This window comes from Ancylobacter sp. IITR112 (assembly GCF_041415945.1).
Lineage (GTDB): Bacteria > Pseudomonadota > Alphaproteobacteria > Rhizobiales > Xanthobacteraceae > Ancylobacter.
The window spans coordinates 2,453,408-2,475,849 of the sequence record NZ_JBGCUS010000001.1; the positions used below are offsets into that span (position 1 = coordinate 2,453,408).

Sequence of the window (22,442 nt, forward strand, 5' to 3'; positions counted from 1 at the left end):
GCGCTTATGGCATTCCGCGACTGCCTCGACCGCATGGTGAAGGCCAAGGAGATCACGCCGGAGGAGGCCGAAGCCCTCGGCGCCGCCTATGATCGCGTGCATCGGACGAAATCTCGCAGCCGCGGCGATGCTGCTGCCGCCGCCGAGGCGCGGGACGATCTGGCCCAGCAGCTGGAAGCCGAGGCGGCGCGGCGCGCGCGACTGGCCGGCCTGACGGCGGCGACAACCGACCGGCTGCGAAAGGAACTGACCGGATACCGGAATGCCGCCGGGAAGCCCGATGTGGCCGAGGCCGCTATCCGGGTTCTCGAACATCAGGGGCACACGGGATATTCCTCCGTGGCGGGCCGCGCCAACGCCATCACGGCGCAGGCGCATACGATGATGGAAGGTATTCTCGCCACCTTCGATCGCACATGGCTGGCAGGCGCCCGGCGCAACAAGGCGCAGCTCGACAATGTGGCGCGCGAGGCGATGGGCGAAGCGACGGGGGATGCGGCCGCCCGAGAGCTGGCACAGGCATGGCAGCGAGCCCATGAATGGCTGCGGGAGCGCTTCAACGCCGCCGGCGGCGCCATCGGGGAACTGAAGAACTGGGGATTTCCGCAGGGCCACGACCGTCTGCGGCTGATGCAACAGGGCTATGACGCCTGGGTGGCCTTCATCCGGCCCCGGCTCGATCCGGCCAAGATGCGCCACCCCCTGACCGGCGAGGCGATGACGGATGCGGAGCTGGACGAGGCGCTGCCGCATGTGTTCGACAGCATCGTTTCGGAGAGCTGGAACGTTCGCGAGCCGTCGCGCCAGCCGTTCGGCCGTGGCGCGCTGGCGAACCAGCGTGCCGACAGTCGCTTCCTGGCGTTCAAGGATGCCGAAAGCTGGCTTGAGTATCAGCGGGAGTTCGGCAATCCCGACATCTTCGCCACGATGATGAGCCATATCAACCTGATGGCGCAGGACATCGCGGCGCTTGAAATCCTCGGGCCGAACCCCGATGCGACTATGGAATGGATGCGCCAAATCATCCGCCAGCAGGCGGGCCTAGCGCAGACCGGCAAGGCGACCCTGACGAAGGTGTCGCCGAAAGCGGCGGCCGCATGGAGGGAAACAAGCCTCTACGCGCTCGATGGGCTGTGGTCGCAGATCCGGGGAGCGGCCGAGCTTCCCGTGCGCGCATGGTTGGCTGATGCCGGCGCGGCCGCGCGCAATGTCATCGTGGCGGCGCGCCTTGGCGGCGCGGTCCTTTCGGCCGTGACCACCGATCCGATCATGGCCTCAAGCCTCGCCAAATTCGACGGGCTGAACGTCACCCGGCTGCTCAAGGGGCTGGCGGGTGAAATCAAGGGGGGCAAAAACGCCCGCATGCGCGGCGTGCGCGCCGGGCTGATCCTTGATGACGCGCTGCACGTGCTGCGCGACAGCGCGCGCTGGCACGGCAGTCTTATGGGGCCGGAATGGTCCAAGCGCCTGCCTGACCGGGTGCTGAACATCACCGGACTGTCACCCTGGACGCAGGCGATCAAGCATGCGCTCGGCCGCGAGTTTCAGGCCACGGCGGCCGATCACATGGCGAAGGCGTGGGACGCCGTGCCGGGCGAGTTCCGGCGGATCATGGAGGGCTACGGCATCGGCGCCGACCAGTGGGCGATCATGCAGCGCGCCGCGCCGGAGGACATCGAGGGCGCGCGCTTCTTGCGGCCGGGCGACATCGCCGGCGTTGACGATCCGGGCGCGCGGCTGGCGGCGGAGCGGTTCACCGAGATGATCCTCGGGGAGACGGAACGGGGTATTCCTTCCGGCACCCTGCGCGGGCGGGCCTATATGATCGGCCGCACCCGCCCCGGTACCCTGCTGGGCGAACTCACGCGGTCGGCCGCCATGTTCCGCTCCTTCGGTGTATCGGTCGCGCTGCTGCAGCTGCAGCGCATTGCGCATGAGGTCGGCGCCGGGCGCGGCGCGCGGGGCGGCGCCTATGCCATGGGCACGATGCTCGCCCTGACGCTGGGCGGCGCCTTCGGCCTCTGGCTGAAGGACGTGACCAAGACCCGCGACCCCCAGCCGGCCGACCGGCTGAGCTTCTGGTGGGCCGCTGCGGCGCAGGGCGGCGGCATGGGCATCTTCGGCGATTTCCTCTTTGCCGACGCCAACCGCTTCGGCAACTCTCTGGGCTCGACATTGCTTGGGCCGGGCGCCGCCCTCGTCGAGGATCTGTGGAAGATGTCGGCCGGCAACGCCCAAAAGCTGAGCGAGGGTAAGGAAACCACGCTCGGCGCCGACGCGGTGCGCTTCGCCCGCAACTATGTGCCCGGCGCCAACATGTGGTTCCTGAATGCCGCCTATCAGCGCATCCTGATGGACCAGTTGCAGTACCTGCTCGACCCCAAGGCGAACGACAAGTTCAAGCGGCAGGTTCAGGGCGCCCGGCGCGAGCGCGACCAAGGCTTCTGGTGGGCGCCGGGCGACATGGCGCCCAGCCGCCTGCCGCAGGCGCCGGCACTGCCGTTCATGGGTCAGTAGCCGTACTGCCTGAAGCGCGGCTGCCCGTAGCTGTTGTATTCGCTGCCGAGGGCCCGGTTGCGCTGCTCATATTGCTGGCGCTCATAGGCGTCGCGCTGCTGCTGGCGCAGATAGGGGCTCTCATAGCGGTTGCCGTAGAGATCGGGCGCGCCGCTCTGGTCGCGAAGATCGTAGCGGCTGCTGCCGGAGCTGTTGCACCCATAGAGGCTAAGGCACGTTGCCCTTGCCGGCAGGGTTGTGGCGATGGTCAGAAGCAGGGCTGAAAGCAGCGTTTTCATGCGACCCCCCGAAAATTTCCACGCCCGGATTATTCACCGGGTCCGCAAGGTACATCAATAAGGTAGTTGTCGCACAGTGGCGGATAACGTACGATTGCGATGGTGCTCAAAACACCTGATGAAGGCGTGCCCGGCGAGCCGGGTTTTTCTCGTGCGCGAATCGTGCGCACGATCCCCTATGGCGGGGGTGCGACGGGATAAGGCACCTCGGTGCTCGAAGAAGTCCGCCTGACCTTCATCAGGTTTTGAGCCCCCGCCGCCCGGTGTGGTCGCAAAAGCCATTCCGGCTGGTGCCGTTCAACGGCAGCTTGAAGGGGCTTTGCCATGACCACGACGAAACAGCTCACCCAAGTGGAATTCCACGGCGACACGCTGTGGGCGACGGAAATCGACGGCGTGATCTATGTCGCCGTCAAAGTCATCTGCGACCGGCTCGGTATCGCCTGGCAGAAGCAGCTGGAGCGGATCAAGCGGGACATCATTCTGGCCGAAGGTGTAACCATGATGGGTGTACCTTCCCCCGGTGGCGTGCAGGAAACGACCCTTCTGCGCCTCGATCTGGTCAATGGCTGGCTGTTCGGCATCGAAGAGGGGCGCGTCAAGGACGACGAAACCCGAAATCGGGTGCTGATCTACAAGCGCGAGTGCTACCGCGTGCTGTTCGAGCACTTCTTCGGTGCGACGGCTGCGACAAGGCACCCCCATGATACGAACACCTTGCCCGCGCCGCATGACGCCTTCCTGCGCGGCGAGCCGTGGGCGGTGTCGTGGATGAACTCGGCGGTGCAGGTTTCCAGCCGCATCGAGCGCATGAGCGGGCGGGCGGCGGCGGCGGATTATCTGCGGGCCTGCGGTGTGCCCTTCCTCGACCGTGCGCCGAGCGCGCCCCGGCGGAGCATCGATCCGTCGCTGGACGGCCCGGCCTGCCTGCGCCGGCTGCTCGACGCCGCCTGCCGCGGCTCCGACCTGACGGTGCGCGGCGGGCTGCTCGACCTCTTCGACGGGGCGTTGGCCGAGCACCATCCCGAAATCCACCAGGTGCTGGCGGCCTCGGGCGTGAAAACCTACCGGCAGGATGAAGAGCTCGGCGTCGCCATCGCCAACCGGCATCCCTTTCTGAGCAACATCTTCCGCGACACGCCCTGGGCGTTCGATCACGCGCGGGCGCTAATGCGGCTACCGGGCGCGCGGCGGATCGGGCCGCTGAGCTTCCTGCGCCACTCGTCGCGGGCCACCTTCCTGTCGGTGGGCGTGATCGAGGATCAACCCTCGGAAGTGCCATTCCTCGCCACCGCGTGATCGGTTGACCACCCCGCCGAGGCCTCACGCTGCAAGGGCTGAAAACCCGCCGCGTGAGGCCCCATGTCCGCGATCCTGCCCATCGGTCCCGCCGCCCGCATCGCTGGCCCCTACACCGCCACGGCCGGGCAGACGGTGTTCACCTTCGCCTTCGCCCTGCTCGATGCCGGCGATCTGACGGTGGAGACGGCGCCGGCGGACGACCCGGACAACTGGACGCCCGCCACCTACGGCACCGAATGGAGCATTCCCACCGCCCTGCCGACCGTCGCCGGCGGCAGCATTGTTTTCGCGCTCGGCCGTGCGGCGGGCACGCGGGTGCGCATCGTCGGCGCAGCCGTCATCGCCAACACTCAGGATCCGCTGCCGGGCGGGCGGGTGGAAAGCGGCCCGCTGAACCGTTTCTTCGACCGCGCCACCATCTGGGCGCAGGAGGCGCGGCGCGACATCGGGGCGGCGCTCGCCCTGCTCAAGACCGCCGCCAATGGCTGGACGCCCATCGAGGCGGTGGAAAGCTATGGCGAGCGCCGGGTGCGCAAGATCGTGGATTGGGTGGGCGGCCTCGGGGCCAAGCCGGCGATCAACCGCTATGTCGGTGCCGCCGGCCTGACGGCGAACGTCGCCCAGGCGGTGGACATTCGCGGCGCCGCCGGCGGCGGCGTCAAGATCGTCGGCACCGTGGCGGCCGTGGAAGACCTGCCGGCCAGCGGCAACGTCGGCGATGCCTGGGTGGTGGGCGAGAACATCTATGTGTGGTCCAGCGTCACCAGCAGCTGGACCAATCTCGGCCCGCTCATGGAAGGCACGCTGGAAACCTCGAACCATATCGGCCTCACCTCGGTCGATATCGACGCACGCAACATCCCCGCCCCGGTGGTGAACATTTCAACGTCCGGCTTCGCCAGCCCGGGCGACGGCGGCGGCGCGCAATGGCGCAGCGTGGAGACGGAACCGGCGCATCCCGGCAAGCGGCCCTCGCTCTTCGGCCGCTGGTGGGAACTCTACAACAATGTTTACACGCCCCAGCATTTCGGGGTGTTCGATGATCCCTCCATGTTGATCGACCAGTCCGCGCGCGTGAAGGACTGGTTCGACGCCTGCGTTGCCACCGGCCGCGCACCTCATGTGGAACGGCCGCTCAATGTCATGGTGGAAACGCCCGTTTCGTATGCGCCTGTGGCCAACGCAGTCCCTAAATACATCAATCTCGCTCGCCTTCGGATCGGGTCTCCTAGTGGGGGGTGTATTCGGTTCGGGTCGCCAAGCTCCGCCATGTATCTGGCGACGCTGCACACGCCTCAAATTGTGCGTGTAGGCACAACCGTTTGGCTCCCCGACGAACGCGCTTCCATGCTTTCCGATGATGCGGGACTTATACTTTACAATCTCATTTCATTTCGGGTTCATGTCGGTGCGATAGCAGGCTTTACTATCGGGTATGCTTTGGAGTCCTCCGGGGGTTCGTTCTATTCCGCATATAATACTCTTACGTTCAGCTCAACTTCGGATTGCAGGTACCACGAAGTATTGCGGTGTACTGGTTCTGGCGGCTTTGTCAATGAGAATACATTTATCGGCGGCCGACGTGGGAATTACGCGACGGTAAATGCACTTGGAAACTCATACGGTACGGTGATAACCTCTTCGGATGCTGGATATAAAGGTAATAATACAAACAGGTGGTACTCTCCATGCTATGAATTAGGCGCTCCTGCGTCGGCTGAATACCGTACTCCCGTCTTACTCGACAGGACAGGCGTCTATAACTACTGGCATCTCCCGCGCCATGAGACCGGAAAAGGCCCCTTCGGCATTGCCGACAACGGCTCTGGGGCCAGCTCCAATGGCGGATGTCTGAACGAAGTTATCTATGGGTACCAAGCCGGTGCAGGCGCCGACTTCTACAAGGGCTGGCACCAGCGCGGCGGGGCGTTCGGAAATATAGCGCGGCACCCGACCTCAACGCCGCAGCCGAAATGGCAAAGCGGGCCGATGGTGCAGAAAATCAGCGCTTCGGGCGGCACTACAGCGCGGATTGAGGCGCCGTATTTTTTCAAGGCGAATACCGCCGCCACTCCTCTGGCTGTCGCAGCCTCCAGCGTCGCTGTGCGCGCCAATGCGCGCTGCGTGCAGATCGAGGGGCAGAATGCGGTCCTGATTGAGGTCGATACCAGCAACACGAAGACGTGGCGCCTTTCGGGGGCATTTGTCGCAAATCGCGGCGGCCGCTATTTCGTCCAGGCGTTCGATGCCGCTGGCGCAGTGCTGTCCGGCACCGCTACCGACGAATGGGGCACGGAGCCCTACGTCAAGGGGCTGTCGGCGACAACGACGCTCTTCGGCGGGGGGTATCAATCCTCCTCAGACACGCCATCGGCCATCATCTTCACAGTGCGGGACGAAGTGGCGTCGATGCATGTAGGATATCATGGCGGCACCAACGGATGTGCTCTGGTCGGTTTTGAACTGGAGGCGTTCCCCGGAACCTACACCAGCAGCATCGGCGTCACGACGCCACTTGTGCATGTGTCCAGCACCCGGCGCACGGCAAGCGCGAACCCGGCCACATCTGGCGTACATGGATGGTACACGCTCGGCGAAATCATCGGCTCGACTTCGCCCACATCGGGCACGCCGGCCGGCTGGATCGTCAGCGCAGGCGCGGCGCTTGCGGATGCATGGGCCGGTTCTGCCGCCTATGCGGTGGCTGGTCGATGCGTCGTGAACGGCGGGAATGTCTATAAGCTGCGCACACCAGGCACCAGTGCGAGCAGCGGCGGCCCAACTGGCACCGGCGTCGCCATCTCCGACGGCACGTGTGAGTGGGATTATGTCTGCCCCAAAGCCGCTTTCACCGCCCTTCCGAACATGCCGTAAGCCGGAGCGACACATGCCCTATGACGCCACGAAAGACCCCTATGCCGCGCTCGCCGGCACCTCGATCACCGCGCCGGGCCGCAGGCTGGTGACGATCACGCCGGCGGATGCCGAGCTGGCCACCTATTGCAAGCAGCTCTGGTGCTTCTGTCCGCCGGATGTGGCCGGCGGCGTCGGCACCGTGCGGCTGGTGGCAACCGGCGACGCCGACAATGAGACGAACGACGTAAAGGTGACACCCGGCCTGCAGCCGCTGCCGCCGGTGCAGGTGCGGCGGGTGATGTCGACCGGCACCACCGCGGGGCTGACCATCTACGGTATTCGCGACAAGTGAGGGTAGGCTGATGCTGGGCACTGGAAACGCCATCGGCCAGACGGCACTCTACGCCGGTTGGCGGCATGGTGGGGGTGTGGACTGGCAGGCGTGGGCCGCCGGCCTAACGGCTGCGCAGCTGCTCGACATCGACTATACCAAGACAGACCGCCACTGGCAGAACGTGACCGGGCAGACCCTTGCCGATGATGCCGGGGAGCCGATCGCGCTGGCAATGGACAGCGGATCCTGGGGCGGACGCTCTCTGGCCGATGAGGTGGCGGCGCAGCCGGAGCTAAAGGGCACCGGCATGGTTGGCATTGTGGGATCGACGACAGCGGCCACTTACAACACGGCCACGGGCGCCGGCAGTGTTGCGCGCTCCAGCTTCCCCGCCAACCAGTCGTATGTGGCGTTTCCCGTGGTAGCCGGGGCCTATTACGAGATCGACATTGAGGTGGGATCGATCCTCGGGTTGCCGATCCGCCCTACCACATCCGGCGTTGCGATTATCCAACCAAGCTCCTCTGGCGGGAGAGTTAAATACCGCATTGCCTCCACTTCGACGGAACTGGTGCTGACCGCAGGCGCCGACACCACCGTCTCCTTTACTGTTCACTCGCTCAAGCGCGTCCCCGGCAACCACTCCACGCAGACGACGGGCGCCTCTCAGCCCGCGCGGCAGGCCGGCGGCGTCGCGCGCTTCGATGGAACCGCCGACAACCTGCTGACGAGTTTCCTCGCGCAGGCCGGGGCGATGACGCTGGTCTATAAAGGCACGGTGCCGGCGACGCTCGCGGCGGTGCAAGCGCTTATGGGGTCCTCGGGTTCCAGCGCCAACCGCTGCTGGCTGGGTGTCAACACTTCGGGCCGCCTCTGCGCGGGTGTCGGGAGCCAGACTGAAAGCACCATCGTCGGGACGACGGACGTGCGGGGCAAGACCATCGTAGCGGCGCTCACTTTCGACGGTTCGACGGTCAGCCTTTTCCTGCGCCTCGATGGGGCAACGACCGAGGAATATTCCGCCGCTCAGGCCAGCACGCCCACGACGTCCGTCCCCTTCCGCCTGGGTGCCATGAACAGCAACGGAGCGGCCGGCGCCTATGCAGCGATCGACGCGAGCAGCTTCAAGGCTGCGCACAAGGTGATGACTTACGCGCAATTCATGTCCATTGCCGCGCGTCTGTGAGCAGCGCCCCGCCTGGACATACCTTCCCCAGCCGCCAGTTCGGTTGACCCCCTTGCCCTCCCCGCATGCTGGAGCTTCCACAACCAGCGGAGGCGGGCATGGCAGCGGAGCAGTTCGACGAAGCGCTGAAGCGCGTGCTCGTCCATGAGGGCGGCTATGTGAACCATCCGGCCGACCCGGGCGGCGCCACCAACAAGGGCGTCACCCAGCGCGTTTATGACGGCTGGCGCCGGCGCCAAAAGAAGCCGCTGGCCAGCGTGCGGCACATCACCGCCACCGAAGTGGCGGCCATCTACCGCTTCCAGTACTGGGACGAAATCCGCGCCGACGCGATGCCGCCGGGCGTCGACTATGTGCTTTTCGACGGCGCCGTGAACTCCGGCCCCTCGCAGTCGGTGAAGTGGCTGCAGCGGGCGCTGGGCGTGGTGGCGGACGGCATTGTCGGCGCCGCGACGCTGGATGCGCTGGACCGCCACCGGGACCATGACGCACTGATCGCGGATGTTCTTTCCCGTCGTCTTGCCATGTTGGAAAACCTTCGCACCTGGCCGACTTTCGGCAAGGGCTGGTCGCGCCGCGTGGCCGAGGTGCTGAAACACGGGCAGGCTGCGGCCATGGGCAGCGTCGGGCCGGCGCCGAGCTGGTCGAAGGAAGGCGCGCAGCGCGCACGCATCGAGGACATCGCCACCGCGCCGGCGCCGATCGGCGGCTCGGCCGGCGCCGTCGCCGGCGGCGGCAGCGCGGCCGTCATCCTGAAGCAGGCGCAGGACACGCTGCAGCCGATGGTCGGCAGCGGCGGCTGGCTCGACACCATCTTCGCCGGCCTTGTCGTTGCCGGCATCGTGGTGGCCGTCGGCGGTGCCGCCTACGGCATTTGTGCCTCGCGCCGCAACGCGAAGGTGGCGGCCGTGGTGAGCGGCGAGGCGAAGGCGGACCTTTCCGCCCTGCCCAGCCTGGGAGCGGCGGCGTGAGCTGGCTTCTCGGCATCGTCCTTGACTGGACGCCCTGGTGGCTGTGGGCGGCCGCTGGCGGCGTGCTGCTGCTGACCACCTTTCCCTATTGGCGCCCTTTGTGGGTGCTGCTGCCTGGTCCCCTGCGCGCCGGCCTGATCGCCGCCGGCGCCGCCACCCTCGCCTATCTCGCCGGCCGCAACACTGGCTCGGCCGGCGCCCTGCAGCGCGCCCGTGAAAAGGAGCAAGCCCGTGCCGAAGATATCGAACGCCGCGCTGCTGCGGCTCGCGAGCGTGCTGACCGCGATGCTCTTTCTGGCGGGTTGCGCGACGATGACGGCTGGCGAAGGAACGACGGGTAAGGCCGTCTGCCGCTCATTCCGTCCCATCGCCTGGGCGAGCGCCGACACGGACGAAACGCTCCGCCAGGTGAAGGCCCACAATGCTGTCGGTCGCGAGCTGTGCGGATGGACCCGATGACGGAAATGCCGCGCCCGGCCGATACGCCGCACCGCCCCAAGCTCCGGCTGGACTTCACCTTCAACCCGATCAATATCGGCGCGATCATCACCATAGCGCTGGGTGCCGGCTACGCCTATGGCCAGCTCACCATGCGGCTTGGCCTGGTCGAGATACAGTCGAGCCAGCTGGCGGTGCAGCTCACGGCGCAAACCCAATTGATGGAAAAGTGGGTGCGCACCGACGAGCAGGTGATGGCGCTGCAGCGTGATGTGCAGAAACTGGACGATCGCGTGACCCGGATCGAACGCCCCTGATGCGTCCGCATCCGCAGATCGCGCCCTATATCCGCCGCCCCACGCCCGCCACAGCCGAGTTGGTGGTGCAGATGGCGCCGGAGGACGGAAGCCCCGTTCCCTCGCTGGTTATCCCGCTCTCAGCACGAGCCGCTACGCGCATGCTGGCGGACCTTCTGGACGTGTTCCGCTATGGCTGCTTGGAAACCGCGCTGCGTGCGACTTCGTCACCGGCGCAACCGTGCGACACCACACAGGAAACAACGCCATATCGCACGGACGAAACGGCTAACCCGTTGTAGATAAACGCCTACACCTTAAATCATAATCCTGGGGTCGGGGGTTCAAGTCCCTCTCCCGCTACCACAATTCTCTCTATGACGATGTTTCAGAACGCAAAAAGCCCGGCCGAAGCCGGGCTTTTCGTCGTGTGTGGGGGGCGCCGCTCAGTAGGGCGAGACGCACTGCTGGCGCGGGCCGTTATAGGGCTGGAACGTATTGTCCGACGCCCGGTAGGAGCGATACTTGTTCGCGCACCACTGGACATGCGCGTTGGTGCCGGAATAGCTCGGCTGGCTCGCTGCCGCGCCCAGCGCACCACCGATCAGAGCACCGGCGGCGAAGGCGCCGGCCGGGAACCACCAGCCATTATACTGGCGATAGCCGGGGCGGTAATAATTGTAGCCGCGATAGCCATTGTAGTAATGGCGTCCGCCATTGCGCCAGTAACCGCGCCGCGCGCCCTGGCGATAACCCTGCCGGTAGCCCTGGCGGTACCCCTGCCGATTGCCCTGGCGATAGCCCGGCCGGTACTGCACCGGTTCGATGTTCGATGTCGACTGCGCGACAGGCTGCGGAACGAACGGCGCGGATATCGCCGGCATCACGCTCGACGTGATGACCATTGCCGCCGTCGCGATAGCAATAGAGAGCTTCTTCATAGTAGCTTCCTCCGAATTACAACCGTTACACAGGGTGTAGTGGCTGTTCCATGAATGCTCCCTGAACGAAATCTGCAGCTAGATTTCAGATTTCTGAACACTCGTTCAGACTAGTCAGACGCGGCATTCCGGAAGCACAAACGCATCAGGGCGCACGGAGGTTCCCGCGCGCCCTGCGTGTGCGTTCAAGCTGGTGTGAGCGAGGCGCGTCAGTCCGCGCCGGGGTCCGCGACAAAGCCCGCCGCCGCGATGCCGGCGCTTGCCGCCGCCTCGTCATTCTCGGAGGTGTCGCCGGAAATGCCGACGGCGCCGATGATCTCGCCGCCAGTGTCGCGGATCAGCACCCCGCCCGGCACCGGCACCAGCGCGCCGCCGACCACATCCGTTACCGAGGCAATGAAGAAGGCCTGCTCCTTCGCCCGCTTGAAGATCGAGCGCGAGCCCATGCCGAGGGAGAGAGCGCCATAGGCCTTGCCATGGGCCACTTCGAAGCGCTTGAGGCTGGTACCGTCTTCGGAGGCGGCCGCCTTCACCGCGCCGCGGGCATCGAGCACGACCACCGCCATCGGCTTGAAATTGCCGGCGCGGCACTGGCCGAGCGCGGTGGAGAGAATCGTCTGGGCGGCGTCGAGGCTGAGAGCGGGCATGCGTTTCCCCTGTTTAGGCATTTTTCCGCCGTCGACTGTGCCTTTCGCCGCCCGAGCGTCAAGTCTCGCCTTGCCATGACGGCCGATTTTTGCATTCATAATTAGTAAGTCGGTTTTAGACGAAGGTGGCGATCCATGGCGGATCGGCGCCTTCGAATCTGCCGCATCACGGAAAAAGCACCGGGAAGCCGGGCACGAGGAAACCCAAAGGAGCATGCCATGATCCGCCTAACGCGAATCGTGTCGGCAATCGCCGGCACTCTCTTGCTTGCCGCGACGGCGTCGGCCGAGCCCATCGAGATCAAGCTCGGCCATGTCGGCGAGCCCGGCTCGCTGTTCGACCAGACCTCCCAGGAATTCGCCAAGCGCGCCAACGCCAAGCTCGGCGACAAGGCTCATGTCGCCATCTATGGCTCCAGCCAGCTCGGCGGCGACACCGAACTGCTCAAGAAGCTCAAGCTCGGCACCGTCGACCTTGCCCTCCCCTCGACCGTGATGACGACGGTTGCGCCGGAGTTCGGCCTGTTCGAGATGCCCTATCTGGTCAAGGACCGCGACCACGCGGCCAAGATCCGCGACGCCATCATCACCCCGGTGCTTGTGCCGATCGCCAAGGACAAGGGCTACGAGATCATCGGCGTGTGGGAAAACGGCATCCGCCACGTCACCAACAACACCCGGCCGATCAACAAGCCCGAGGACCTCAAGGGCATCAAGCTGCGCGTCCCGCAGGGCGTGTGGCGCGTGCGCATGTTCCAGGCCTATGGCGCGACGCCGAGCCCGATGGCGCTGTCGGAAGTCTTCGTCGCCCTGCAGACCGGCGTGATGGACGGCCAGGAGAACCCGCTGGCCCAGATCTACCCCTCGCGCTTCCAGGAAGTGCAGAAATATCTCTCGCTCACCGGCCATGTCTACACGCCCGCCTATCTCACCGCCGGCCGTAGCTGGTCGAAGCTGCCGCCCGACGTTCAGAAGGCGCTGATCGAGACCGCCGTCGAGATGCAGCCGGTGGCGCTGGAGATCGCCGCCAAGCTCGATGACGAGCTTCTCGGCAAGCTCAAGGATGCCGGCATGCAGGTGAACGAGGTCGACAAGACCGCCTTCATCGAAGCGTCGAAGCCGGTCTATGAGGAATTCGCGAAGGAAGTTCCCGGCGGCCAGAAGCTGATCGACGACTCCCTCGCCCTCGGCAAGGGCTCCTGAGCCTCGCGGGCCGGCGCGCACGACCGCCGCCGGCCCGCCCACCACCTTTCACTGCCGATATCCCCCCGCTCACTGCTGATTGCGCGGCCGAGCGCCCGCGCCCGTGGAACAGGACCCATGCTCGCAATAAGAAGATCCTATGACCGGATCTTGGAAGTCATCGCCGCGCTGCTGATGGCGGCCCTGACCGGCATCATCGTTATCGGCTTCGTGTTCCGCGCCGTCGGTCTCTCCCTGGTCTGGTACGACGAGATCGCCTCGATCGGCCTGTGCTGGCTGACCTATTACGGCAGCGCCCTCGCCGCCCTGCGCGGCGCCCATATCGGCTTTCCCGGCATCGTCAACGCCTTCCCGCCGGGCCTGCGCGTGGCGAGCACCATTCTGGCCGAGGTGATCGTCCTCGCCTTCTTCGTCATCCTCACCGTGACCGGGCTTGAGGTGCTGGACATTCTGCAGGGCAGCACGCTGGTCTCGCTGCCGAATGTGTCGCTGGTCGTCACCCAGTCGGTGATCCCGATCACCGCCGTCCTGTTCATCATCGCCGAGCTGATGCGCTTTCCCGAAGTGCTGGCGGCCGCGCGCGGCGCCGGCTTCGAAGACCATGAGCTGAAGGAAGCGCTGGAAACCGTTCACGAGACCCCGTCCGCCGGAGGCACCCCCCGATGACCAGCACGATGGGTCTGATGTTCCTCGGCCTGTTCGGCATGGTGCTGCTGAACGTGCCGATCGCGGTCGCTCTCGGCATGGTGGCGGTGGTCGCCATCTGGGCGACGCAGGGCGCCGACATGCTGCCGAATGTGGCGCTGGTCATGTTCGAGGGCGCGACCAACTTCCCGTTGCTCGCCATTCCGCTGTTCATCCTGGCGGGCGGCATCATGAATTCGTCGTCGATCTCGCGGCGGCTGATCAATCTCGCCTCGGCGATGCTCGGCTTCATCCGTGGCGGCCTCGCCATGGTGACCATCGGCTCGTCCATGTTCTTCGCCGAGATTTCCGGCTCGGCCGTGGCCGGCGTCGCCGCCCTCGGCTCGCTGCTGATCCCGGCGATGAAGAGCCGGGGTTACAGCAAGGAGTTCGCGGCGGCCATCTCGTCCTCTTCGGCCAGCCTGGCGATCATCCTGCCGCCCTCCATCCCGATGATCCTTTATGCGGTGATGGCGCAGGTCTCGGTGGTGAAGATGTTCATCTCCGGCCTGCTGCCTGGCCTGCTCGGCGGCGCCGGCCTTGCTCTGGCGAGCTGGTACTATGCGGTGAAGAACGACTTCCCCGTCGAGCAGCGCTTCGCCTGGAGCCGGCTGGTGACAGCGTTCCGGGAAGCCCTGTGGGCGCTGATGCTGCCGGTCATCATCCTCGGCGGCATCTTCGGCGGCTTCGTCACCGCCACCGAGGGCGCGGCTGTGGCCGTGGTCGCGGCGCTGTTCATCTCCATCGTGGTCTATCGCGAGCTGAGCCTGACGGCGCTGTATCGCGCCCTGGTCGACGGCGCGCTGCAGACGGCGGTGGTGATGCTGCTGGTCGCCTCCTCGGCGCTGGTCGGCGTGTTCCTCACCGAGAGCCGGGTGCCGCAGGCGCTGGCGAGCTCGATCGCCGAGTTCACCACCAACCCCTATCTCGTGCTGCTGCTGCTGAACGTGCTGTTCCTCATTCTCGGCATGTTCCTGCATTCAGCCGCCGCGATCATCCTCACCGTCCCCATCGTCCTGCCGTTGATCCAGCAGGTCGGCATCGACCCCGTGCATTTCGGTCTGGTGCTGACGCTGAACCTCGCCATCGGCCAGCAGACCCCGCCGGTTGCCTCGGTGCTGATCGCCGCCTGCTCGATTGCCAAGGCGGACATATGGCAGACCACCAAGGCCAATCTCGGCTTCCTGTTGGTGCTGCTGGTGGTGCTGATGATCTGCACCTATGTTCCCTGGTTCGCACTGGCTCCGACCCAGTGGTTCTATGGCGACCCCTCCATCGGCGTCATGCCCACCAACTGACGGCCGACTGCGCCGGATACCCCAGCCTCCCCGGTCTCCGCCGGGGAGGTTTTTCTTTGCCTGCCGGGCGGCGGAAGACAGCCGCAACGCAAAAGGCCCCCCGCACGCCGAGTGCGGGGGGCCCTGGCAGGACAGGCAGTCTGGCGCGTGGCTCTACTCCGCCGCTTCCAGCCGGCGCGCCGGCGCTCCCGCGCGTGCCGCCGCGAGGCTTTGCGCGAGCACCTGCACCACATGCACCGCCTCGCGCGCAGCGCCGTCATGGATCTGGTGGCGGCAGGAGGTGCCATCGGCAACGATCAGCGTGCCCGGCTCCGCCTTGCGTACCGCCGGCAGCAGCGAGAGTTCGGCCATGGCCAGCGAGGTGTCGATGGTCTCGCTGTGATAGCCGAACGCCCCGGCCATGCCGCAGCAGCTCGATTCCACCGTCTCCACCTGCAGCCCGGGCACGAGGCGCAGCGCCTTCTCCACCGCGCCCATGGCGCCGAAGCTCTTCTGGTGGCAATGGCCGTGCAGCAGCGCCTTCTCCGCCAGCGGCGCCAGCGGCAGGTCGAAGCGGCCGGCGTCGATCTCGCGGGCGATGAATTCCTCGACCAGCAGCGCATGAGCGGCGAGCGTCTGCGTCCCCTCCCCCGGCAGCATCGACGGGAGTTCGTCGCGGAAAGCGAGCAGGCAACTCGGCTCCAGCCCCACCACCGGCACGCCGCGCGCGACGAAGGGGGCATAGGTCTCCACCACCCGCCGCGCCTCGGCCTTCGCCTCATCCACCAGCCCAGCCGAGAGGAAGGTGCGCCCGCAGCACAGGGCGCGGCGGTTGCCGTCGACGGGACGCGGCATGTGCACGCGGTAGCCCGCCGCGGTCAGCACGTCGAGCGCGGCGACGATATTCTCTTTCTCGAACCAGCGGTTGAAGGTGTCGGCGAACAGCACCACCTCGCGCCCGCCCTCCGGCCCGAAGGCCACCGCATCTTCACGGAAGGCGTCGGCGCGCCAGCGCGGCAGAGAGCGGCGGGCGCTGAACTGGGCCAGAATCTCCGAGAACTTCGCCGCCCCTGGCAGCCGGTCGCGCAGGTTCAGCAGCCACGGCACGCGGGCGGCGAGGCCGGCATAATGGGGCAGATAGGCGACAAGGCGCTGGTGCAGGCTGATGCCCTTCGCCTTCGCCCGCGCCGCCAGCGCCTCGATTTTCATCTTGGCCATGTCGACGCCGGTGGGGCACTCCCGCCGGCAGCCCTTGCAGGAGACGCAGAGCTTCAGCGTCTCCATCATCTCGTCGGAGGCGAGCGCGTCGGGACCGAGCCGGCCGGAAATGGCGAGACGCAGCGTGTTGGCGCGCCCGCGCGTCACGTCCTTCTCGTCGCGGGTGACGCGGTAGCTCGGGCACATCACGCCGCCCACCGCCTTGCGGCAGGCGCCATTGTTGTTGCACATCTCGATGGCGCCCTGCAGGCCGCCGCCCTCGCCGGAATAGCCGGACCAGTCGAGGGCGGCCCGGATCGGCGCCACCTTGTAGTCCGGGGCGTAGCGGAACAGTTTGCGATCGTCGAATTTCGGCGCGCGGACGATCTTGCCGGGATTGTAGAGCCCGCCGGGGTCGAAGCGGTCCTTCACCTGCTCGAAGGCGCGCACCAGCCGGGTGCCGAACATCGTCTCGTGGAATTCCGAGCGCACGATGCCGTCGCCATGCTCGCCGGAATGCGAGCCCTTGTACTCGCGCACCATGGCGAAGGCTTCCTCGGCGATGGCGCGCATCGCCTTCACGTCCTTCTCCAACCGCAGGTTCAGCACCGGGCGCACATGCAGGCAGCCCTCGGAGGCGTGGGCGTACCAGGTGCCCTTGGTGCCGTTCTTCTCGAACACCTCGGTGAGCCGCGCCGTGTAGTCGGCGAGATGCAGCAGCGGCACGGCGCAGTCCTCGACGAAGGAGACCGGTTTTCCCGCCTGCTTCATCGACATCATGATGTTGAGGCCGGAGGTGCGCACATCGGCAATGGCCGCCTGCAGCCCGGCCTCGCGCACGCTCACCACGCCGCCCCAGCGGGCGCCCTCGCGGTCCCAGCCGAAGCCGAGATCGCCCATCGTGTCGTCCAGCAGCTTCAGCCGGCGCTCATTCTCCGCCTCATCTTCCGCGAACTCGACCAGAAGGATCGCATCCGGCGTGCCGCGCACGAACTGCTTCAGCGTCGCCTGGAACATCGGAATCTCGCTGGCCAGCGCCAGCAGGGTGGAATCCACCAGCTCGACCGCGATGGGCTTCAGCTTCACCAGATGCTGGGCGGCATCCATCGCTTGGTAGAAGCTGCCGAAATGGCAGGCGCCGATGACCTTCTTGCCGATCAGCGGCCACAGCTTCAGCTCGATCCGCGTCGAATAGGCGAGCGTGCCCTCGGAACCGACGAGAATATGGGCGAGGTTGGTCCCCTGCGGCCGCGGCACCAGCGCGTCGAGATTGTAGCCGCCGACGCGCCGCTGCACGGCGGGAAAGCGCGCCGCCACTTCGTCCGCCTCGCGCGCGCCGAGGTCGAACAGGTCGCGCGCCAAAGGCGCCAGCGGCGACTCCGATGGCAGTGTCGCGAGATTGTGGTCCACCGCGCCGAAATGCGCCTTGGTGCCGTCGGCCAGCATGGCGTCGATGGACAGCACATTGTCGCGCATCGTGCCGTAGCGCAGCGAGCGGCCGCCGCAGCTATTATTGCCGGCCATGCCGCCAATGGTGGCGCGGCTGGCGGTCGACACGTCCACCGGGAACCATAGACCGTGCGGCTTCAGCGCCCGGTTGAGGTCGTCGAGCACGATGCCCGGCTCGACCACGCAGCGCCGGTTCGCCACGTCGAGTTCCAGCACGCGGTTGAGATGCTTGGAGCCGTCGATGACGAGCGATTCGTTGATCGTCTGGCCGCATTGCGAGGTGCCGCCGCCGCGCGGGGTGACGGGAATGCCCTCGGCCCGGGCCAGCGCGATGGCGCGCTCGGCCTCTTGCGTGGTGCGTGGCACGACAACGCCCAGCGGCATAATCTGGTAGAACGAGGCATCGGTGGCATAGCGGCCGCGATTGAAGCGGTCGAACCACACATCTCCCGAGACTTCCGCCTTCAGACGCCGCTCCAGACCGGGCGTCAGCCGTGCCGCCATGATGTCGTCGCTCCCTCACGTCCTTCTTCGCCGCGCATTTTGCGCCGCCCTGGACCGAAACGCATTTTGCATTCATAATTCATTTATGCAAGATGGAGCGCGGAAGCGGGCCGCCGCCTTGCCCGCTCGCAGCCGTCCAAGAGGCGCGCGCCTCAGCGCCGACCAAGGGAGAGAACACCATGTCCAGCAATGCCGCCCGGGTGGCGGGTCGTCATTTCCTGCAGATTCCGGGTCCCACCCCGGTGCCCGACCGCATCCTGCGCGCGATGGACATGCCGACCATCGACCATCGCGGGCCCGAGTTCCAGAAGCTCGGCAAGCGCGTGCTGGACGGCATGAAGACCATTTTCAAGACCGCGAACCCGGTCATCATTTATCCCGCGTCCGGCACCGGCGCGTGGGAAGCCGCACTCGCCAATGTGCTCTCGCCCGGCGACAAGGTGCTGATGTTCGAGACAGGCCATTTCGCCACGCTGTGGAAGAACATGGCGATCAAGCTCGGCCTGCACCCGGAATTCATCGCCTCCGACTGGCGCATCGGCGCCGATGCCGCCGCCATCGAGGCGCGGCTGCGCGAGGACAAGGACCACGACATCAAGGCGGTCTGCGTGGTCCATAACGAGACCTCGACCGGCTGCATCTCGCTGATCCCGGAGGTCCGCAAGGCCATCGACGCCGCCGGCCACCCGGCGCTGCTTCTGGTCGACACCATCTCCTCGCTGGCTTCGATCGACTTCCGCCACGATGAATGGGGCGTCGACGTCACCGTCTCCGGCTCGCAGAAGGGGCTGATGCTGCCGCCCGGCCTCTCCTTCAACGCCATTTCCGACAAGGCGCTGGCGGCGGCGAAGAAGTCGACCATGCCCAAGCTGTTCTGGTCGTGGGAGGAGATGCTCCCCCACAATGAGAAGGGCTATTTCCCCTACACGCCCGGCACCAACCTGCTCTACGGCCTCGCCGAGGCCATCGACATGCTGCACGAGGAGGGGCTCGACAACGTCTTTGCCCGCCACGACCGTCATGCCGAGGCCACCCGCCGCGCCGTGCGCGCCTGGGGCCTCGAAGTGCTCTGCCGCGATCCGAAATACTATTCGTCCTCGCTCACCGCCGTCATGATGCCCGAGGGCCATGACGCCGATGCCTTCCGCGAGAAGACGCTGAACCATTTCGACATGTCGCTCGGCACCGGCCTGACCAAACTGTCGGGCCGCGTCTTCCGCATCGGCCATCTCGGCGACACCAACGACCTTACCATTCTGGGCGCGCTGGCCGGCGTCGAGATGGGCCTGTCGGTTGCCGGTGTGCCGCACAGACAAGGCGGCGTGCAGGCGGCGATGGATTATCTCACTGACTGCGCCCGCGGGACTGTCGGCGCCGCCGCCTGACCCCCGCGCTCCGGCCGCGCGACCTTCGTTCACCTTGCGAAATTCGCCGGCCGGAGCGATTTAGGGTTTAGATTTCAGCAGATGCCGCGCCGGGTGCGCGGCAAGGTGGAGATTCGCCGGATGGCGATGTCGGACACGGCCATCATTCCGCGCCGCAGCCTGCATGACGAGCTGGCCGCGCAGTTGCGCGACATGCTGATGCGCGGCGATCTGAAGGCCGGCGACAAGATCTCCGAACAGGCCCTGTGCCAGCGCTTCGGCGTCTCCCGCACACCGTTACGCGAGGCGCTGAAGGTGCTGGCCAATGAGGGGCTGGTGATCCTCTCCCCCAATCGCGGCGCCAGCGTCGCGCGCGTCTCGCCCGATGAGGTGGACGAGCTTTTCCCCATCATGGGGGCGATGGAAGCGCTGGCCGGCGAGGCCGCCTGTGCCCGCGCCAGCGATGCCGACATTGCGCGTGTGCAGGCGATGCATGAAGAGATGCTGGTGCATTACCGCGCCGGCGACCCGGCCGCCTATCTGCGCCTCAACCGCCGTATTCATGAGGCGTTCTTCGATCTCGCCGGCAATCACGCGCTGACCCAGCTCTACCAGACCCTGATGGTGCGCATCCACGCGGTGCGCTTCGTCGCGCAGAAGTCCAGCGAGCGCTGGCGCGAGGCGGTGGACGACCATGAGGAGATGATGGCCGCCCTGAAGGCACGCGACGGAGTCCGCCTCGGCGCCATCCTCAAGCTGCACCTGCGCCACAAGGCGGCGATGGTGCATGAATCGCTGGAAGGCACGGATTCGCAGGCAGCCGAGTAAGTGGGCGACCTGCAGACCGAACGTCATCCCGGCCGCAGCGAAGCGGAGAGCCGGGATCGCTCTCCGCCCCACAGGCGACCCCGGAACGGCCCATGGCCGTCCGGGATGACGCTCTAAGACTTCCCCTCACGCCGCCTTCAGCTCGGCTGCGCTCTTCAGAGCGGCTTCCAGCGCCGCCTCGCGCCGCCCGGCGGAGACGCCCTCGGCGATGATGAATTCCGGCGCGATGCCGATGAAGCCGAACACCCAGCGCAGATAGGTCTCGGCGTGCTCGGCCACGGCGGCGAAGGCCGGATCGGCGTAGCTGCCGCCCCGCGCCAGCGCCACGATCACCCGCTTGCCGGTGGCCAGCCCTTCGGGGCCGCCCGCGCCATAGGCGAAGGTCTTGCCGGGTACGAGGATGCGGTCGATCCACGCCCGCAACTGGGTGGGCACCGAGAAATTATACATCGGCGCGCCGACCACCACGATGTCGGCGGCGAGAAACTCGTCGAGCGCCTGCTGGCTCGCCGCGTCGCCCTTGCCGCCCGACAGCGGATGGTCCGCCGGCAGGGAGGCGGGCGTCGCATGCGGCAGCGGATCGGCGGCGAGGTCACGGGACATCACCACAAGGGAGGGATCCGCCGCCGTGAGCCGCGCGACAATGGCGGCACTGACCTGCCGGCTCACCGACTGGTCGCCGAGGATGGAGGAATCGAGATGCAGAAGGGTGCGGGACATGGCACGACCGTGGCTAGCTAGTTACGATTTGTTACTTGGCCTAGCTAGATGCCTGCCCTTACATGGCGCAAGAACGCACATCGCTCACCCTGAGGCACACGGACGTGACTGAGGAACATCCACCTTTCCATACCGAAAGCTGCCTCGCGGTCAGCCGGGTGCTGGCCCGTGTCGGCGACAAATGGAGCGTGCTGATCGTCATGCTGCTGGCCGGAGGCCCGCGTCGCTTCAACGAGATGAAGCGGATGATCAACGGCATTTCCCAGCGCATGCTCACCCTCACCCTGCGCGGGCTGGAACGCGACGGGCTGGTGTCGCGCACCGTCTACCCCACCATTCCCCCGCGCGTGGATTACGAACTGACGCCGCTCGGCCATTCGCTGCGCGAACCGGTGATGGCGCTCGGGCAATGGGTGGAGGCCAATCTCGCCGACATCGCCGAGGCGCAGGCGGAGTTTGACCGGCGCGCGGCGCCCGGTCCGGGCGATCGGCCACTGCAGCGGGCGGCGGGGATGCGTTAGGCGCGGGCAGGTTGCCCGCCCCAGTGAGCCGCGCGGCGTTTTATAATTATTGATGCAATCTGCGCCCTGATATAGTCTGGCGCGGATTACACGCCCCTTTCCGCTGCGGGGAGCGACTTCACGCTGCCGGCAATCCCGGCTATCCCTAGGCAGGAAACGCACGGGCTCGCAGAAGCCGCTGGAAACGCCGCATGCCGTCATCGCCGATCATTCGCCATTCCCTGCACGAATCGCTCGTCGCCCCGCTGCGCGAGATGATCCTGCAGGGCGAATTGCGGCCAGGCGAGAAGGTGCCGGAAGAACAGCTCTGCGAGCGCTTTGGCGTCTCGCGCACCCCGATCCGCGAGGCGCTGAAGGTGCTGGCGGCGGAAGGCGTGCTGCAGATCCTCCCTCATCGGGGCGCCATCGTCGCGCGGATTACGGAAGAACAGATCGACGAACTGTTCCCGATCATGGCCTCGCTGGAGCGCCTCGCCGGCCGGCTCGCCTGCGCCAGCGCCACGGATGACGATATTGCCCGTGTGCGCGTGCTGCATGAGCGGATGATGACGCATTTCGAACGTGGCGAAGAGGTGGAGTATCTCCGCCACAACCGGCTGATTCACGAAGCCTTTTTCGAGATCGCCGGCAATGCGACACTGTCCGCCTACTACCAGCAGATCCTCACCCGCATTCATGCCTGCCGCTTCGTGGTGCGCAAGAGCCGCGCGCATTGGGCGGCAGCGGTGGAGGAGCACAAGGCGATGATTGCGGCACTGGAAGCCCGCGACGCTCCTCGCCTCGGCGATTTGCTGGAACACCATGTCACCGGCACCACCGCCGGCATCGCCCGCGCCTTCATCGAGCGCACCCGTGCCGGCGCGGACACGCCATCCGAGCGCAGCAGCCGCGCCCCCGCCCCCCAGGACGCCTGACGCCCCCCGCCGGGG

General features: G+C 66.4%; 20 protein-coding genes. 15 read left to right on the forward strand and 5 right to left on the reverse strand.

The window, feature by feature from the left end:
- Positions 1–6: 6 nt before the first annotated feature.
- A complete protein-coding gene (locus AAC979_RS11795; RefSeq protein WP_371347033.1) occupies positions 7–2,517 on the forward strand; it encodes a hypothetical protein in 2,511 nt (836 codons plus the stop codon).
- Here AAC979_RS11795 and AAC979_RS11800 read toward each other — a convergent pair.
- On the reverse strand, positions 2,511–2,795 hold the full coding sequence (locus AAC979_RS11800; protein WP_371347034.1) for a hypothetical protein: 285 nt from the start codon (positions 2,793–2,795) through the stop codon (positions 2,511–2,513). The genes AAC979_RS11795 and AAC979_RS11800 overlap by 7 nt on opposite strands.
- 324 nt (positions 2,796–3,119) lie before the next feature.
- Here AAC979_RS11800 and AAC979_RS11805 point away from each other — a divergent pair, with 324 nt between their 5' ends.
- From AAC979_RS11805 to AAC979_RS11835, 7 genes are all read left to right on the forward strand, one after another.
- Positions 3,120–4,094, forward strand: a complete 975-nt coding sequence (locus AAC979_RS11805) for a phage antirepressor N-terminal domain-containing protein (protein ID WP_371347035.1) — start codon at positions 3,120–3,122, stop codon at positions 4,092–4,094.
- Between the two features lie 63 nt (positions 4,095–4,157).
- Positions 4,158–6,971 (forward strand): hypothetical protein, encoded by a 2,814-nt coding sequence (locus tag AAC979_RS11810; protein WP_371347037.1) that lies wholly within the window; start codon positions 4,158–4,160, stop codon positions 6,969–6,971.
- A 13-nt stretch (positions 6,972–6,984) separates the two neighbouring features.
- The gene (locus AAC979_RS11815; RefSeq protein WP_371347039.1) at positions 6,985–7,305 is read left to right on the forward strand and encodes a hypothetical protein; all 321 of its coding nucleotides are present in this window, start codon (positions 6,985–6,987) and stop codon (positions 7,303–7,305) included.
- 10 nt (positions 7,306–7,315) lie between these two features.
- Positions 7,316–8,473, forward strand: coding sequence for a hypothetical protein (locus AAC979_RS11820; RefSeq protein ID WP_371347041.1), 1,158 nt, complete (start codon positions 7,316–7,318; stop codon positions 8,471–8,473).
- A 98-nt stretch (positions 8,474–8,571) separates the two neighbouring features.
- Positions 8,572–9,444, forward strand: a complete 873-nt coding sequence (locus AAC979_RS11825) for a glycoside hydrolase family 108 protein (RefSeq protein ID WP_371347042.1) — start codon at positions 8,572–8,574, stop codon at positions 9,442–9,444.
- Positions 9,441–9,785 carry a hypothetical protein gene (locus AAC979_RS11830; RefSeq protein ID WP_371347043.1) on the forward strand — a complete coding sequence of 115 codons (345 nt, stop codon included), beginning with the start codon at positions 9,441–9,443 and terminating at the stop codon, positions 9,783–9,785. Before AAC979_RS11825 ends, AAC979_RS11830 begins: the two co-directional genes overlap by 4 nt.
- Positions 9,786–9,890: 105 nt before the next feature.
- Entirely contained in the window at positions 9,891–10,199 is a 309-nt protein-coding gene (locus AAC979_RS11835; protein ID WP_371347045.1) for a hypothetical protein, read from the forward strand.
- A gap of 425 nt (positions 10,200–10,624) precedes the next feature.
- Here the strand turns inward: AAC979_RS11835 and AAC979_RS11840 are convergent, their stop codons facing one another.
- Positions 10,625–11,119 carry a BA14K family protein gene (locus tag AAC979_RS11840; RefSeq protein ID WP_371347046.1) on the reverse strand — a complete coding sequence of 165 codons (495 nt, stop codon included), beginning with the start codon at positions 11,117–11,119 and terminating at the stop codon, positions 10,625–10,627.
- Positions 11,120–11,328: 209 nt separating this feature from the next.
- Entirely contained in the window at positions 11,329–11,766 is a 438-nt protein-coding gene (locus AAC979_RS11845) for a heme-binding protein (RefSeq protein ID WP_371347048.1), read from the reverse strand.
- Positions 11,767–11,985: 219 nt separating this feature from the next.
- Here AAC979_RS11845 and AAC979_RS11850 point away from each other — a divergent pair, with 219 nt between their 5' ends.
- The 3 genes from AAC979_RS11850 to AAC979_RS11860 all read left to right on the forward strand — a co-directional run bounded on the left by AAC979_RS11850 (position 11,986) and on the right by AAC979_RS11860 (position 14,951).
- On the forward strand, positions 11,986–12,969 hold the full coding sequence (locus AAC979_RS11850; RefSeq protein ID WP_371347049.1) for a TRAP transporter substrate-binding protein: 984 nt from the start codon (positions 11,986–11,988) through the stop codon (positions 12,967–12,969).
- A 117-nt stretch (positions 12,970–13,086) separates the two neighbouring features.
- Complete coding sequence (locus tag AAC979_RS11855) at positions 13,087–13,635, forward strand: TRAP transporter small permease (RefSeq protein ID WP_371347051.1); 549 nt, start codon at positions 13,087–13,089, stop codon at positions 13,633–13,635.
- Positions 13,632–14,951: a TRAP transporter large permease gene (locus tag AAC979_RS11860; protein WP_371347053.1), complete on the forward strand. Its 1,320-nt coding sequence runs from the start codon at positions 13,632–13,634 to the stop codon at positions 14,949–14,951. Before AAC979_RS11855 ends, AAC979_RS11860 begins: the two co-directional genes overlap by 4 nt.
- Before the next feature lie 153 nt (positions 14,952–15,104).
- Here AAC979_RS11860 and AAC979_RS11865 read toward each other — a convergent pair whose 3' ends face one another.
- A complete protein-coding gene (locus AAC979_RS11865; protein WP_371347055.1) occupies positions 15,105–18,080 on the reverse strand; it encodes an FAD-binding and (Fe-S)-binding domain-containing protein in 2,976 nt (991 codons plus the stop codon).
- A gap of 179 nt (positions 18,081–18,259) precedes the next feature.
- Here AAC979_RS11865 and AAC979_RS11870 point away from each other — a divergent pair, with 179 nt between their 5' ends.
- Positions 18,260–19,465: an alanine--glyoxylate aminotransferase family protein gene (locus tag AAC979_RS11870; RefSeq protein WP_371347056.1), complete on the forward strand. Its 1,206-nt coding sequence runs from the start codon at positions 18,260–18,262 to the stop codon at positions 19,463–19,465.
- 81 nt (positions 19,466–19,546) lie between these two features.
- The gene (locus AAC979_RS11875; protein ID WP_371347058.1) at positions 19,547–20,272 is read left to right on the forward strand and encodes a GntR family transcriptional regulator; all 726 of its coding nucleotides are present in this window, start codon (positions 19,547–19,549) and stop codon (positions 20,270–20,272) included.
- Between the two features lie 126 nt (positions 20,273–20,398).
- Here the strand turns inward: AAC979_RS11875 and AAC979_RS11880 are convergent, their stop codons facing one another.
- Entirely contained in the window at positions 20,399–20,992 is a 594-nt protein-coding gene (locus AAC979_RS11880) for an FMN-dependent NADH-azoreductase (RefSeq protein WP_371347059.1), read from the reverse strand.
- Positions 20,993–21,096: 104 nt separating this feature from the next.
- Here AAC979_RS11880 and AAC979_RS11885 point away from each other — a divergent pair, with 104 nt between their 5' ends.
- On the forward strand, positions 21,097–21,513 hold the full coding sequence (locus tag AAC979_RS11885) for a winged helix-turn-helix transcriptional regulator (RefSeq protein ID WP_371347061.1): 417 nt from the start codon (positions 21,097–21,099) through the stop codon (positions 21,511–21,513).
- Positions 21,514–21,704: 191 nt separating this feature from the next.
- The gene (locus tag AAC979_RS11890; RefSeq protein ID WP_371347062.1) at positions 21,705–22,427 is read left to right on the forward strand and encodes a GntR family transcriptional regulator; all 723 of its coding nucleotides are present in this window, start codon (positions 21,705–21,707) and stop codon (positions 22,425–22,427) included.
- Positions 22,428–22,442 lie beyond the last annotated feature (15 nt).

What these genes read in the sequence shown, in the direction of transcription:
- AAC979_RS11890 (WP_371347062.1), top strand. Translation starts at nt 21,705, where the DNA reads ATGCCGTCATCGCCGATCATTCGCCATTCCCTGCACGAATCGCTCGTC.
- AAC979_RS11880 (WP_371347059.1), bottom strand. Translation starts at nt 20,992, where the DNA reads ATGTCCCGCACCCTTCTGCATCTCGATTCCTCCATCCTCGGCGACCAG.
- AAC979_RS11820 (WP_371347041.1), top strand. Translation starts at nt 7,316, where the DNA reads ATGCTGGGCACTGGAAACGCCATCGGCCAGACGGCACTCTACGCCGGT.
- AAC979_RS11845 (WP_371347048.1), bottom strand. Translation starts at nt 11,766, where the DNA reads ATGCCCGCTCTCAGCCTCGACGCCGCCCAGACGATTCTCTCCACCGCG.
- AAC979_RS11865 (WP_371347055.1), bottom strand. Translation starts at nt 18,080, where the DNA reads ATGGCGGCACGGCTGACGCCCGGTCTGGAGCGGCGTCTGAAGGCGGAA.
- AAC979_RS11810 (WP_371347037.1), top strand. Translation starts at nt 4,158, where the DNA reads ATGTCCGCGATCCTGCCCATCGGTCCCGCCGCCCGCATCGCTGGCCCC.
- AAC979_RS11875 (WP_371347058.1), top strand. Translation starts at nt 19,547, where the DNA reads ATGCCGCGCCGGGTGCGCGGCAAGGTGGAGATTCGCCGGATGGCGATG.
- AAC979_RS11815 (WP_371347039.1), top strand. Translation starts at nt 6,985, where the DNA reads ATGCCCTATGACGCCACGAAAGACCCCTATGCCGCGCTCGCCGGCACC.
- AAC979_RS11850 (WP_371347049.1), top strand. Translation starts at nt 11,986, where the DNA reads ATGATCCGCCTAACGCGAATCGTGTCGGCAATCGCCGGCACTCTCTTG.
- AAC979_RS11805 (WP_371347035.1), top strand. Translation starts at nt 3,120, where the DNA reads ATGACCACGACGAAACAGCTCACCCAAGTGGAATTCCACGGCGACACG.
- AAC979_RS11800 (WP_371347034.1), bottom strand. Translation starts at nt 2,795, where the DNA reads ATGAAAACGCTGCTTTCAGCCCTGCTTCTGACCATCGCCACAACCCTG.
- AAC979_RS11795 (WP_371347033.1), top strand. Translation starts at nt 7, where the DNA reads ATGGCATTCCGCGACTGCCTCGACCGCATGGTGAAGGCCAAGGAGATC.
- AAC979_RS11840 (WP_371347046.1), bottom strand. Translation starts at nt 11,119, where the DNA reads ATGAAGAAGCTCTCTATTGCTATCGCGACGGCGGCAATGGTCATCACG.
- AAC979_RS11855 (WP_371347051.1), top strand. Translation starts at nt 13,087, where the DNA reads ATGCTCGCAATAAGAAGATCCTATGACCGGATCTTGGAAGTCATCGCC.
- AAC979_RS11835 (WP_371347045.1), top strand. Translation starts at nt 9,891, where the DNA reads ATGGACCCGATGACGGAAATGCCGCGCCCGGCCGATACGCCGCACCGC.
- AAC979_RS11870 (WP_371347056.1), top strand. Translation starts at nt 18,260, where the DNA reads ATGTCCAGCAATGCCGCCCGGGTGGCGGGTCGTCATTTCCTGCAGATT.
- AAC979_RS11825 (WP_371347042.1), top strand. Translation starts at nt 8,572, where the DNA reads ATGGCAGCGGAGCAGTTCGACGAAGCGCTGAAGCGCGTGCTCGTCCAT.
- AAC979_RS11860 (WP_371347053.1), top strand. Translation starts at nt 13,632, where the DNA reads ATGACCAGCACGATGGGTCTGATGTTCCTCGGCCTGTTCGGCATGGTG.